General features: G+C 61.4%; 10 protein-coding genes. 2 read left to right on the forward strand and 8 right to left on the reverse strand.

All coding sequences use genetic code 11. The annotated features are described in order from the left end of the window. The first annotated feature begins 474 nt into the window (after nucleotides 1-474). Both QWI75_RS18050 and QWI75_RS18055 read left to right on the forward strand, forming a co-directional pair. Nucleotides 475-2,751 carry a hypothetical protein gene (locus QWI75_RS18050; RefSeq protein WP_289270388.1) on the forward strand — a complete coding sequence of 759 codons (2,277 nt, stop codon included), beginning with the start codon at nucleotides 475-477 and terminating at the stop codon, nucleotides 2,749-2,751. Between the two features lie 107 nt (nucleotides 2,752-2,858). Further along, entirely contained in the window at nucleotides 2,859-3,374 is a 516-nt protein-coding gene (locus tag QWI75_RS18055) for a hypothetical protein (protein ID WP_289270390.1), read from the forward strand. A gap of 349 nt (nucleotides 3,375-3,723) precedes the next feature. Here the strand turns inward: QWI75_RS18055 and QWI75_RS18060 are convergent, their stop codons facing one another. The 8 genes from QWI75_RS18060 to QWI75_RS18095 form a co-directional block, all read right to left on the reverse strand. Continuing rightward, nucleotides 3,724-4,083 (reverse strand): hypothetical protein, encoded by a 360-nt coding sequence (locus QWI75_RS18060; RefSeq protein WP_289270391.1) that lies wholly within the window; start codon nucleotides 4,081-4,083, stop codon nucleotides 3,724-3,726. A gap of 355 nt (nucleotides 4,084-4,438) precedes the next feature. After that, entirely contained in the window at nucleotides 4,439-5,122 is a 684-nt protein-coding gene (locus QWI75_RS18065) for a glycosyltransferase family 2 protein (RefSeq protein ID WP_289270393.1), read from the reverse strand. A gap of 359 nt (nucleotides 5,123-5,481) precedes the next feature. Further along, nucleotides 5,482-5,718: a hypothetical protein gene (locus QWI75_RS18070; protein ID WP_289270395.1), complete on the reverse strand. Its 237-nt coding sequence runs from the start codon at nucleotides 5,716-5,718 to the stop codon at nucleotides 5,482-5,484. 728 nt (nucleotides 5,719-6,446) lie between these two features. Next, on the reverse strand, nucleotides 6,447-6,857 hold the full coding sequence (locus QWI75_RS18075) for a type II toxin-antitoxin system VapC family toxin (protein ID WP_289270397.1): 411 nt from the start codon (nucleotides 6,855-6,857) through the stop codon (nucleotides 6,447-6,449). After that, a complete protein-coding gene (locus QWI75_RS18080) occupies nucleotides 6,850-7,101 on the reverse strand; it encodes an AbrB/MazE/SpoVT family DNA-binding domain-containing protein (RefSeq protein WP_289270399.1) in 252 nt (83 codons plus the stop codon). The genes QWI75_RS18075 and QWI75_RS18080 overlap by 8 nt, the downstream gene beginning before the upstream one ends. 560 nt (nucleotides 7,102-7,661) lie before the next feature. After that, a complete protein-coding gene (locus QWI75_RS18085) occupies nucleotides 7,662-9,974 on the reverse strand; it encodes a 6-phosphofructokinase (protein WP_289270401.1) in 2,313 nt (770 codons plus the stop codon). A 10-nt stretch (nucleotides 9,975-9,984) separates the two neighbouring features. After that, nucleotides 9,985-11,670 (reverse strand): tetratricopeptide repeat protein, encoded by a 1,686-nt coding sequence (locus QWI75_RS18090; protein ID WP_289270402.1) that lies wholly within the window; start codon nucleotides 11,668-11,670, stop codon nucleotides 9,985-9,987. Nucleotides 11,671-11,910: 240 nt separating this feature from the next. Next, the gene (locus tag QWI75_RS18095) at nucleotides 11,911-12,771 is read right to left on the reverse strand and encodes a hypothetical protein (protein ID WP_289270404.1); all 861 of its coding nucleotides are present in this window, start codon (nucleotides 12,769-12,771) and stop codon (nucleotides 11,911-11,913) included. Between the last annotated feature and the right edge of the window lie 147 nt (nucleotides 12,772-12,918).

The following is a 12,918-nucleotide window of genomic DNA, read 5'->3' on the forward strand; positions in this document are numbered from 1 at the left end:
TTCTATGCGGGTATATATTTTTTCATGCCAGGACTGTCAAAAACCCCAAAGATTGTCTCTGGCCCATCGCGGCGAATCAGGGCAACGCGGTACATGTTGGGTGAAAAAGCTCCGAGAGCCTCTTCTCTACGGGACCGAGCAAGGCACTCTTGCCGCCCCGATCCCTCGCTGCACTCAATTCCCTACATGAATCTGTTTCGATACAGAGTTTATCTGTTTGGATACACGCCACTGGTCCATCACCCGTTGGAGTGAGACACCTCGATTCCTAACCGCTCAAAAACCTGAATATGATTCCATTCGGACAGGGCGTCACTCTGCCTTCGGATCGTGGCACCGTGATTGCTCTTTTACGTGAAGCTGTTGCGCTCGGGACGGGAGCGTGGCGGCCCGCACAGGGTTGTTTAGCCCAAATCATCTCGCCATCACTATCATTCGCCCATTGATCAATCAACCACTAAAGGAGGCGACACTATGAGTCCGGATCCCACCAGAATGGAAAGCAGCAGCTCGATCGCAGAGGACTTGGAATTGGATGATCTCGCTCGACTGGCTCTGTCCGAGGTCCACGAAAGGGAGGAGCAGACGGAGACGGCGGAGTACGACGCGACAGCGGACACGGCCGCGAAGGCCAAACCGGCCATCACCGCCGCCCCGATCGCGCCACCCCTGCCCGTCACTCCGATCAAGATACTTCGCCGGCGGGTGAGCGGCCGGTATCGGAGCAGCGGCACGGGGTTCCAATTGGAACTCCGCATGGATGTGGACGGGTCTCGGCCGACCAACCGGTTCAGCGGCGACTTTTTCAGCACCAGCGGGTCAACCTCCGCCTATTTCGGCTCCTTTATCGTGGCTGCCCCAACGATCTCTGTGACGGCAACGCAGGCGACCATCGAGGGCATCGGCCAGTTCACCTGGTCCACCGCCTATCAGAAGGTGAAGGTGACGATCCCGCGGACGCTGATCTTTTCGCCGCCCGGCAGCGCGACGGTACAGTTTGCAACTCCGTCCGGCACGGCCGGGGCGAGCTATCTCTGCCCGTTCGTCTCCGCCTATTTCCGCACCGTGCAATGGGAGCAGGATTGCGTGCAGGGCACGGTCCCGTTCGTGTCGTACAACACCGGGTCGCTTCCGCAACCAGCCACCAGTCCGGTCCGGGACCTCGGCGTGGCCAAGGCCTACGCGGAGGCCGGCATCGAGATGCAAACCGCCGGCATGGCAAACATCGTGAACAGCTCCGAAGCCGGCCCGAACGCCAAGTGGAGCGATTCGGAATTACACGCCGCGATGGTGAATAACTTCAGCCTCTGGGCGAACATCCCGCAATGGAAGGTCTATCTGCTGGTCGCCACCGCTCATGAAGGCGGGTATCGCGGCATCATGTTCGACTACGCCGATGCCTTCCAGCGGCAAGGCTGCGCCGTCTTCTACGACGCGATCAAGGGCACCGACGCGGCGACCCAGCGCGCCCAGCTCCGCACCTACGTGCATGAGCTGGGCCATTGCTTCAACCTGCTCCATTCATGGCAGAAGAATCTGGCGAACCCACCGGCGCCGCTCGGCCCCAACGGCGGCCTGGGCGATCTGTCGTGGATGAACTATGCCTGGCAATATCAGCCGCCCCCGCCGGCCCCCGGCGGAGAAGCGGCCTATTGGGCGAACTTCCCGTTCCAATTTACCGACAACGAGATCGCCCATCTCCGGCACGCGTTCTACCGCAATATCATCTTGGGCGGAAACGCCTTCGCGACGGGAGCCGCCGAAATCGACCCCATGCTGTTCGCGGACGCCGTCGAGGATTATTCTGGTCTACAGCTCGAACTGCGCGCGAGATCGGCCTTTGCCTTTGGCGAACCGGTGGTCGTAGAGATCAAGCTCTCCACCACGGACACGAGAGGACGACACGTGCATACGTTCCTCCACCCGAACACGACCATGGTCCAGATCGCCATCCGGCAACCCTCGGGCCGAACCCTGCTCTATCGCCCGATGATCGAGCACTGCGTCGACGAGGAGCGGACGACGAAGCTCGATCCCGACCAACCGGCCGTCTACGAGAGCGCCTACATCGGATACGGGAAGGATGGATTCTATTTCGAGCAGCCCGGCGCCTATCAGCTCCGCGCCATCTATGTCGCGCCGGACGGATCGCGCGTCGTGTCCCCGACGTTGACGATTCGGGTCCGCTCGCCCCATTCGGCGGCCGACGAAGAAGTGGCTGAGTTGTTGATGGGTGACGAACAGGGCAAACTGCTCTACCTGCTCGGGTCGGACTCCGACGCGCTGAAGCGGGGCAACGAAGCGTTCGATGAGCTGCTGGCCAAGCACGGCAAGCATCCGCTCGCCGTCTATGCGAACCTGGTCAAGGGCATCAACGCCGGACGCGACTACAAACGGCTGGCGGCCGACAGGCCGGATAAAACGGTCTCGGTACGCAAAGCGGAAGCGGGAGAAAGCATCCAGCAATTGTCGTCCGTCGCCGAAGCATCGGCCGGCGAGCGGGGCGTGGACAACATCACGCTGAACATGGTCATCCGCCGCATCGCGCGCGCCCAGAAGAAGGCGGGCGATCTCGACAGGGCGGAAGCCACCCTCGACCGGATGGTCGAGACGTTCAAGAGAAAGCAGCTCAAGCCGCAGGTGTTGCGACGGATCACGGCTCAGGCGGAGGCTGAAAAGGCTTCGTTGGGGTTGGGAGGCCATTCCGGCGAGAGCAACAACAACGGCCGTCGGGCGAGGCGGAAACATTGACGTCCATGACGGCGCCGTGATGAGATCGCGGTGACAGGCAGGCTGAAGCAGGCGTTGGCCAACGCCTGCTTCAGCCTTTGCCCGGCAAAGGTGGTCCTGCTCGTTCTATGGCCATTGTGACGCTGACATTGCACGGTCCGGATCGGCCGCTGACGCTTGGATCGCCGGTGCCGATCAGGATCGAGGTGAAGAACGTCTCATCCGGCAGCGTCTGGATGGTCGGGGTCCTGGACGGATCGGAAACCGGCACCCGCTATCCGCATTATCTTCCGGAAATCAAACTCGGCGGGCGAGCCATCGCGAATCCGCCGGTCCCGGAAGACCCATTGGTAAGCCCTCTGCGTCTGGCGGACTTTCACCTGCTCCAACCGGGAGCCGGATTCGATCCGACGACAAAAGCCGGAGCGTCCTACCTTCCAGTCAGCACCTTCGCCAATTTCCGCCCATCCCTGCCGGGTCGCTATGAATTCCAGCTTGTACTCTCAACCGAGAGCAGAAGCCCGGATCAGTGGTTGGGAAAGTTCGGACAGGATGTTGAACGGGCCGCGGTGCTGGACCGGCTGGGATTGATCCCCAAATTCACCGTCACCTCGAATCTGCTTGTGGTCGAGGTGCGGGGATAACGGCTGGCAGGGATTCTCTGCTTTACCTCTCGTCTCTTCCTTGCAACGTCACCCGTGCTGGTGCCATTGAGGCCATCGAGCAACTTTTATCTACGAGGCTTCCTCCAAGCTCGTTCGTTGTCTTTCCCTTGGAGAGCAGTCTGGTAGGATCCTCACCGCGCGCATCCCACGAAGGCTTTCTGAGGCCGCGCCTCGTGCGACCACGGCTATCAATGCTCCTTCCAAGCTTGCTCGTTGTCTATTTCCCAGGACGGGCACCCGCGCTGGTCCCCCTGCGGCCGTCGAGTGAGGCCCTTCCGAGGGCGCGCGCTCCGGGAGCACAGGACCAGTACGGGTGCCCGTCCTCCCCTCATGTCTCCATCATCTCCAGCCTCGCATCAAACTCATGCCCACAGGCGGTGCAACGGATGCAGTCCGACTCGACCGTAAACTCATCGGACCTGATGCCCATCCCGCCGCAATCCGGACAGCGGGCCAGGTGGACCCTGCGATCATCCACCGTCTCATATTGGACGCCGCGGAGGCAGTAGATCAGCTTCCCGTCCAGCAACCACGGCCGGCCTGCGTTATCGACGACGGGCAACACGAGGTAGTGATGGTTCACGTAGTCTTCGATCTCGCGCTGGCTCGTGAACCCGTCACGAATCAGCTTCCCTCCCACCGCCTCATACAGCGCGTGCCCTTTCACGATCGCCTTGGTCGGACCCATATCCCACCTCCCAATCTTGAATAAGGTCTTGAATAGGCCGTTGAACAGTGAGCGCGATGCGTTTCGAACGAGAGACGCGGATCGCCCACGAGCGGAGCGAAACCTGCTCCATAGACGATCCTGGTTCGACACAGAGTATTCGCAGGGGTTGGATGCGACAATCGAGAGAGACTACAGGTATGCAGAGGAGCGGTCCGGGTCATGGCCACCCACCTCCTGCCATCCCACACGCGAGGTGGCCGAATCTTACCCCTGCCGTATCAGAGAGGCAAGATGCCGTTCATGGAGCCGGTTGGTCGAGCGCGTGATGACGAGGTGACGACTGGACGAGGTATCGAGTAAGCCAACGGATACGTTAATCGGAGAGGCGAAATCGGATGATGGTGTAGATGGCGGCCAAGCCGTCCTTCCAGGTGATCTTCTTGCCCTCTTGATACGTGCGGCCCCGATAGCTGACGGGCACTTCATAGATCCGGTATCCTCGCTTGGCCACCTTCATCGTAAACTCCGGCTCAAAGCCGAACCGGTCGGACCTGAGCGGCAGATCCTTCAGGACTTCCCGCCTGAACACTTTGTAACAGACCTCCATGTCGGACAGGTTCAAGTTACTGAGCACGTTGGAGAGCAGCGTCAACAGCTTATTGCCGATGTAATGCCAGAAGAACAGCACCCGGTGAGGCCCGCCAAGAAACCGCGACCCATACACCACATCGGCATGGCCCTCTTGAATGGGCCGCAAGAGGATCGGGTAGTCCGCGGGATCGTACTCCAAGTCCGCATCCTGGATGATCACCACATCGCCGCCGACGGCTTCAAAGCCGGTGCGCAGCGCGGCGCCCTTGCCTCGATTGCGCTCATGGAACAGCACCCGGACATCGGGATGCCGCTTCATGACTTCCAGTTGCGCCCGCGTGCCGTCCGTAGACCCGTCATCGACGATGATGATCTCCTTTTCAAACGGGGCCTTCCGCACGCGCGAGACAATCTCGGTGATCGTGGCGAGCTCGTTATACACAGGAATGACAATCGAGAGCTTCATCGCACCCTTCCCTTGGCCCCGAGGTTTTCCTCCGCACGCGGGCTCGAACAGCGACGAGCCTCCGCCTTCAGCGGCGGTTTCGACAGGGAGCTTGTAAAAAAAGGCTAGGACGGGGACAGAAATGTGTCAAGGAACATCACGAACCGGGATGTCGCGAGACGCCGTCCCCACCGGCTCAGAACATGACAGCACGCCGCCAATGGCATGATGACGTGACCATCAGGGTAGCCGGTGACGAGTCTGTCAGTCTGATCAGGGCTTAAGTTTCTTGATGTCTTATCGCAAGACCCGACTCCGTCCGGCACTTCACGGAAGCGGGCCGAACCGCGCCTTGCGCCAGACAATGCGACGAGACGCGACTACGCGGCCTTGAGGATCGCCCTGCGAACAGACTGAGGAACGGTGATGGGATGGAAGAAGTCTTTGGGATAGAGATAATCCTCACCGGACTCATCGATCACACGAACTTGCCCATGCTTGAGAGCGCTGGGATCCGGCAAAGAGATGTAGATTTTTCGCTTTTCGAGCGACGTGACATAGCCCTTGTTCTCGACACAAATCACAAACCGCGCGGTAGAGAGTTTAGGAATCCTCATCGGGAAACTCCTCACAACAATCGCTTGATCTTATATTCTTTGCGACCTATGCGTGTGGCCTCATACCAGTGGATCTCAGCCTCATGAACTGACCCATCTGAAAGCCGAACCTTGGCAATGCCCTTTCGCTTGCGCCAACGCCCCTTCCCATAGATCTTTCGGAGCCGTGCGACCTCTCGAATCCCTGTCCCAACTGCAAATGTCTCAATCTGAGTGATCGACCCAAGGATTTCAAAATACACTCACTAATGCTCCCAAAGTCTATGGAATGCAGTCAATGGGAAAAGCGAGGGCCTTGTCAAAAACGCTGCGCACCCTACAAGGAGGCAGGGAAACCACACCTGTTCTTCATGCGGACCCCAGCCCACATTATTCATGAGCGCTTCTACTGCAACCACCGACACGCCGCTGCGACAAGCCAGCATGCGCCTCTGGGGTATGCTGGCGGGCAGGCTCGCCCCTCACGGCCTCAACGTACTGTTTCAAGTACGCCTCCGCCTCAAGGGGCTCCGCGTGGGGGTACCCATTGCTCTTCTCCATGCAATGGGTCCAACGCTTGGCGTCTCAGTGGTTTCGTGACGAACCGTCATGAATAATGTGGGCTAGAACCCATCGCGCGGGCACGTCGGCCGAAAAGCCGTGACGGGGCTGTCAGCGCACCGCCGCTGATGTTCGGTACTGGCAATGGACCCTAGGCGGAGGCGTGACTACGGACTGCGGAACGGTGATCAGAAATCCTCGATTTGGATCCACGGGACACGGGCAAAGTGCTTGTGATCGTAGGTAAGGATCTGCGTGAGCCCCCGCTCTCTCATTTCGAAGGCGGTGTACGCATCGACAAAGTCGATGCTTGCATGCACATAGAGATCAAGCGCCAGAAGAATAAGCGGCATGTCGGGACATTCCAGGTTGGGTGTATTCAGAATTTTCTCGACCTTCGCTGCGATATCTGGTTTGGCGACCTTGTAAAAAGACTCCAGGGTCCAGATGATTTCGGCGATGACGAGCAGGCTCGTCGCCAACCGAACCTTGCCGCGCAGGGCGTCTCGAAACAGTGTCTCGGCGCGTTTGGCTTTGCCCGGGTCGTCGTTGGTTAAGAAACGGAGAAACACATTGGTATCGACGAACAGGTTAACCATGTCCGGCCACCCTCTTGGCCACAGTGTGCTTCACCGCCTGACGAATCTTGTCAAAATCTTCAGGATGCATCGATGGCTGAACCGACCCTTTAAGATCGAGGATGGTGCCCTTGATGACCTTCAAGACGACTTCCTCACCACGCACCACAAAGAACACCTTCTCCCCTTCTTTGACCCCCAGACGATCCCGAATGACCTTGGGGATTGTGACTTGTCCCTTTCGGGTCATGGTTGATTCAAGCATTCCTACCTCCTTGCCTTTTGTAGTACATGTTAATTCTAGTACTACATTTCACCCACGTCAATGCGACGAACAGCAGGCCCTCCTCGACGCCACACACCCCTTGGTGGTCAAAATCGCGCATGAAGGTTGCTTACCGAAGGCGGACTTCAAGACCCAGGTTCGCGGCCCCAGAGGAAAAGTAGCCGTCACGGGCGTGTCATCTTATCCAGGGAGGTATGGGAGGGGACCATAGTCATGTATCATCGCAAGACCCGACCCTGCCAGTGCGCTCGTTCTGATCGTGCGGCCTCTGCGAGCACAGAGACCATGCCAGCCGCTCCGCACCACCCCAGGAACTACCAATGCTCCCTCCAAGCTTGCTCGTTGTCACTCTCACCTATAAGAGCGGCCTTATTCCGTGAGTCTATGATTGCCGCATCTGTTGATCTGGCAGCTATTTCGTAAAAGGGGCAGCCAGGCTGTCCTTTACTGCGCGCATGGAGCGACCACTGTTTCATCGTGGGGGCTCTGCGAGCAAGAAGGATGGCCTGGCTGCCCCTTCTATTCATCCCAGACCGCCCTTACTCCCTCTCCCTCCCATGCATCCTCATGAACAGCTCCCAATCGAAGGGCTTGGGGGCGAGCGCGTGCAGCGGGATGGCTTCGACCGCGGCCTGGTCCCGGTAGGCCAGCATGCAGCCCACGACATCTGCGGGCCGTTCAACCAGCCGGCGGATTGTTTCATAGGCCAGGTGCTGCGCGATGGCCTTGTCCTCCGGCGTCGGCGGCGCGCCGCGCAACGTGTGGCCGAGGATCGTGGCCTTCGTGGCGGGCGTGAGCGGATAGTGCCCGTCGTGCGGGCGCACCTGCGGCCAGCCCGCGACCTCCCGCGCCACAAACTCGGGCAGGCCGTGCACCCCGCCCTCCGGATGGTGGCGATGCGGCGTCCGTTCGGCGACGAGAAACAGATGGCTCTTGTTCGGTACGCCCAACGACCGTTTCAGGGTGCCGAGAATCACCTCGTCGATGTAGGCGTCCGGATCGGGATGTTCGTTCACCAGCACCCCTTCCGCCCGGGCCTGATAGGCACAGGCCAGGGCCAGATGGCCGGACCCGGCTCCCATCACCTCCACGAAGAACACGCTCCCCATCGCCGAGCTGGTCGCCTTCAACGATTCGATCGACTGGTCGGCCAATCGGATGGCCGAATGAAAGCCCAGCGACGTGGTCCCGGCCAGATTGTTGTCGATCGTCCCGGGAATCCCGACCACCTGGACCCCGAAGGTCTCATAGATGGCGCGCGCCCCGCGCAGGCTGCCGTCGCCGCCGAGCACGACCAGGGCGCCGTCCCGTAGGAACGGCTCCAGATGCCGCACCGCCGCCCGTTGCACCTGTTCGTCCTTGAAATCTTCGAACCGGCTGCTGCCGATCGGGCTGCTCGGCCTGCTGCCCAGCATGCGCGTGTCCTGTTCGGAGACCTTCTCGATCCAATTGTTCGCCAGGCCGAGAAAGCCGTGCCGCACGAAGTACACTTCCAATCCGAACCGGTTTCCAGTCACCCGCAATTCCTTCAGCGCCGCCCCGGCCCCGGCAAAGTCTCCGCCCGACACCAGCGCCACGATCCGCCTCACCTGCTGCGGCTTCAACATGACGCGATCCCGCCTGGTGCGTTCCACCGACATCCAGGCTTCCCGCTCCGCCCGCTCGCGCTGCGACAGGCCCACCGCGGTTGAATAGCCCGAGATCTGGCGGTTCTCATAGGTCAGCAACACGACGTTGTCCTGGCCTTCTTTATATTCGCCGAACTCGGTGAAGGCCTCCGCGAACGGACGAGGGTCCAGAAAGATCATCAGCGCCCGCAAGGTCGAGCTGTGGGTGTAGAGGCAGGCCACGGTGCCGCGATGCGCCTCCGCCAGCCGATGAATGCCATCGACCACGCTCACATAGGTATCGAAAAAGGAGTTGCCGCCCGGATAGCAGTAGAGCGGATGTTTGAGCAGGGTCTTGGCGACCTTCGCGTCGACGCCGAACGCCTGCGCCGCCGCCTCGGCCTCCGCCGCCTTCTCGATGCCGGTCACCCAGCCGAAGTCCTGCGACTCCAAGGCATCGGCCGTCATGGGAGCGGCCGACTCTCCTCGTCCCGCCGCCAGCGCCGCGGACACCCGCTGATACAATTGCGTCGTGTTCGGGCTGCGGCTCACCAGGTGCACGAACGATTGCGGGTCCAGATAGTTGTGGACATGCAAATAATCGAGCTGCTGCCCGACCACCCCGAGAATCTTTGCCAAGGCCGTTCCGACCGCCTCCGCCTTGGCGATGCCCCGTTCCTGATCCAGCACGTTCGCCAGCCGGCAGCCGACCCGATGGGTCTTGCTTTCGACCTGCGAGATGCCGTGCCGCATCGCAAACAGCAGCGTGCGCTCGGTCAGGTCGCGGGGCAGGAGCCAGAAGCGGTCGTCTCCCAAGTCGAGGACGATCCGCCCCTCTGCCAGTTGCGGGGTGAGCTGCGCGCGGGGCACGATCGCGACGGGACGCCGGATCGGCGGCTTCTGCACCCGTCCGATGGCGGCCCGATAGAGGGACACGAGCCGCCCCTCCGCCACCAGCCTGTTCCAGGCGGCATAGAAGACGAGGGCATCGCCGCCGCAAGGACCGTCGATCAGTTCCTGTCTGGCTGCACGATAGGCGCCGGCATCGGCAAACCCGGCCGCAGCCCGCTCGACAACAGACAGGATACCAGCCTGCGCGGCCGTGGCCTGCCTGACACGATCAGCGGAAGGCGCGATCGGCCCCGGCAGCACCGCCTCGCCGATACGCGGCAAGCGGCTCAGCGCCTCCCCGTAAGCCAGCAACGATTCCACCGTGACGAATTGGAGATGGTCGGTCTTGGACATCTTCGCTCCGTTAAAACCGTGAGGCAGTCAGTCTGATATCCGCCCGCTCCCAAGCCTTGCGAAAGTCCGCTTCGACCGCCGCGGCTTCCTTAGTTTTCTGTTGGGCCTCCAGGCTCTGCTTTAACCCGAACAGGGCCCAGCCATTGTGCGGGTGCTGCGTGAGATCGAGACGATAGACCCGCTCCGCCTCGGCAGGTCGCTTGGCCTGCAACAGGACGGCGCCCAGGGAATGGCGCACCGGAATGTGCCACAGGGGCGGCTCGTAGTAGCGCAGCGCATCCTCCAGCTTCGCAGCTCCGTTCAGGATCGTAACGGCCTCGTCGTCGTGGCCCTGACGCGCGGCAATCTCGCCCGCCAGCACCCGTTCCGCGATCCGGGCCAGATCCACCACAGGGGTCACGCCAAGGGTCCGGTCCTCCGGCAACGAACCGGCGAGATCGAGCAAGGCCCTGTGCTCCTGCTGCGCCTCGTCGAACCGCTTGGTCGCCGCGAAGGCCATCCCGCGCGCGTAATGCCAGATCGCCGTCGTATAGCTGAGCTCGGCCGGCGGCTTGGGCAGCGAAAGAATCTCCTCCCACTGGCCGAACCGCACCAGCGAGAACAGCAGCGAGGGCGTGAACTCTTCCAGCGCCGGCACTTGCTTCGCTGCCTCCCAGGGCACCAATTCACGGAGATTGCGTGCGGCCTTGATCGCCTCCTGGCTGCGCCCCTCCATCGTCAAGGCCGACCAGAGGAAGTGCACGTTGTGGGGATAGTAGCCCATCGGATAGATGCCGGTGAGCTGGCGATGCGCCAGATAGTCATGATCAATGGCCGTCGCGTGGATGTTCTGCTCCGCCGCCTCCTTGTACATGCCCAACCGCAAATAGATGTGTCCCGGCATATGGACCAGGTGGCCGGCGCCCGGCATCAGATCCGGCAAGCGCCTGGCGCAGGGCAGCGCCCGCTCGGGCTTCGGCGAGGCCTCGACCGCGTGGATGTAATAATGACAGGCCCCGGGATGGTCGGGGTTCAACGTCAGCGCCCGTTCCAGCGTCGAGACGATCTCGTTGGCGCGGCCCTTGGGTTGTCCCTCCGGCGTCCAATAATCCCAAGGCTGAAGATCCATCATAGCCTCGGCATAGAGGGTCGCGGCATCGGCATCATCGCGGTACTGGGCCGCCACCTTTCCCATCACCTCGGCATAGGCATGATCCAACGTTTCCCGCTTCGCATTGGGATCGACGGCATAGCGCAAAGCCAGCGCCTCGATGTAGGCCCGCTCTTGTGCACTTGCGCCTTCGGCACGGGAACGGGCCTGCTGAATCGCCTCATAGGCCCGTTTCTCCGCTTCGCGCTCCATCGGCATGTTGATGTTCGGGCCGAGCGCCAAGGCGATCCCCCAATGGGGCATCGCCGCCTTGGGATCGAGCTTCGCCGCCTCGTTAAACGAATTGACGGCCTCCTCATGGTTGAAGGCAAAGACCAATCGTAACCCTTGATCGAAGTATTGTTGTGCTTTGGGCGACGAGGTGGTGATGGGATGGTGGAGCTTGCCGAGGTTGTCGAACAGCGGTGTGCCGCCCTCTCCGCCGACCTGCGCACGACCTTGATGGTGCTTCTGATCGGCCGACACAACGGCGGCTGCAAGCACCCAGAACAGGATGAGCCCGAAGAGCCAGCCCCGCATCACGCCGCTATATGGTCTCATCATCATGATTCCTCCAATCACCCATGGGCCGACGCCAGACCGTTCACGGCGCGACCCACGACAAGCTGTTGGATGCTTCCGGATCGAAGGAAGCCGGCCAACGGAAGAGAGATTGCTTCCGTCCGACATCGGAGAGGACCGCGCTTCCTGTTTGGGACGGTAGTTTCCTAGCACAGGCTCGCGCGAGGCACAAGAGCGCGCGGCCGGCCGGTCCATCCGGCCGGCCACGCATAAGAGCGAAGGGTTCTACTCGACCGAAAAATCCAGCATCATGCCCTTGGTGAAATGGGGGGCGCCGGTCTGCGGATCTTCGAAGAAACAGAGCAACCCATACCGGCCGGCTTCGAAATCCTCTATGAAATAGCCCCGGCCTCCCTTTTCGATCCCCACGATGCCGCCGACGGGCAGCCCGGGGGGCGGACCGGATGCGCCTGGCTCGAACGAAGCAGCCCAATCCTTCGCGGTGGCGCCGGGGGCCAGCTTCACCACCACGACCTCATGCGGTTGCGCGCCCTTGTTGGTGACCTGGACCATATGGTGTCCGGCCCTGACCGGCTGCGAGAGGGAGAAGCTGAAATCGGATTGGGTAATGGTCAGGTCGGCCTTCGGCTCGGCGAACGCTGCGGATTTGGCCGGCATGACGGTCACGGGCTTCTGCATGCCCAGAGCCAGGTGCGGAACGCCCTGCCCATTCGGGATCAAACAGAGCAAGACGTACTCGCCGGCGTCGAGCCGCATGATGGCTTCGGCTTGGCCTCCCGGCACCACCGCGTTGGGGCCGCCGACAAAGGTCGCCCAGGCCGGCGGGTGAGCCGGGTTTTCCATCATCGCGGCAGCAAAGTCCGCCGCCGTTTTCCCTTGAGCCAACCTCACGAGCTGCACGTGGTGCGGCCCTTTCCCCTGGTTGACCACACGCACCGCCGTCATGCCGGCCGGAATCCGATCCGGCCCCTTGAATCCATAATCATGGGCGGTGAAAATGACGGGCCCTGCGCCGGCCTGCTCGGCGGCCGCCTGATGAACCGGCATCACCGTCGTCCCGACGGCCAGGGCCGCGGCAAGTAGAATGTTCGATACCTTGATCGTGCGAGGATTTCGACTCTTCATGGAAGCGCTCCTTTCTGTCTGTCGGTGGCGAACCGGGTTCCGGTTCGAGGCTGTTGTCTCTGACGCGGCGGGACTCTACCACGGAACGCGAGCGGCGCTTCCCTAAAACTATGCTAAGCTGTCGCTACTTTTTCCCTAACGGCGATC

Origin of the sequence: Nitrospira tepida (genome assembly GCF_947241125.1) — a bacterium.
Lineage (GTDB): Bacteria > Nitrospirota > Nitrospiria > Nitrospirales > Nitrospiraceae > Nitrospira_G > Nitrospira_G tepida.

Bases quoted from the DNA above. Each gene is read 5' to 3' on its own strand.
- QWI75_RS18065 (WP_289270393.1), bottom strand. From the start codon at position 5,122: ATGAAGCTCTCGATTGTCATTCCTGTGTATAACGAGCTCGCCACGATC.
- QWI75_RS18050 (WP_289270388.1), top strand. From the start codon at position 475: ATGAGTCCGGATCCCACCAGAATGGAAAGCAGCAGCTCGATCGCAGAG.
- QWI75_RS18060 (WP_289270391.1), bottom strand. From the start codon at position 4,083: ATGGGTCCGACCAAGGCGATCGTGAAAGGGCACGCGCTGTATGAGGCG.
- QWI75_RS18090 (WP_289270402.1), bottom strand. From the start codon at position 11,670: ATGATGATGAGACCATATAGCGGCGTGATGCGGGGCTGGCTCTTCGGG.
- QWI75_RS18085 (WP_289270401.1), bottom strand. From the start codon at position 9,974: ATGTCCAAGACCGACCATCTCCAATTCGTCACGGTGGAATCGTTGCTG.
- QWI75_RS18075 (WP_289270397.1), bottom strand. From the start codon at position 6,857: ATGGTTAACCTGTTCGTCGATACCAATGTGTTTCTCCGTTTCTTAACC.
- QWI75_RS18080 (WP_289270399.1), bottom strand. From the start codon at position 7,101: ATGCTTGAATCAACCATGACCCGAAAGGGACAAGTCACAATCCCCAAG.
- QWI75_RS18095 (WP_289270404.1), bottom strand. From the start codon at position 12,771: ATGAAGAGTCGAAATCCTCGCACGATCAAGGTATCGAACATTCTACTT.
- QWI75_RS18055 (WP_289270390.1), top strand. From the start codon at position 2,859: ATGGCCATTGTGACGCTGACATTGCACGGTCCGGATCGGCCGCTGACG.
- QWI75_RS18070 (WP_289270395.1), bottom strand. From the start codon at position 5,718: ATGAGGATTCCTAAACTCTCTACCGCGCGGTTTGTGATTTGTGTCGAG.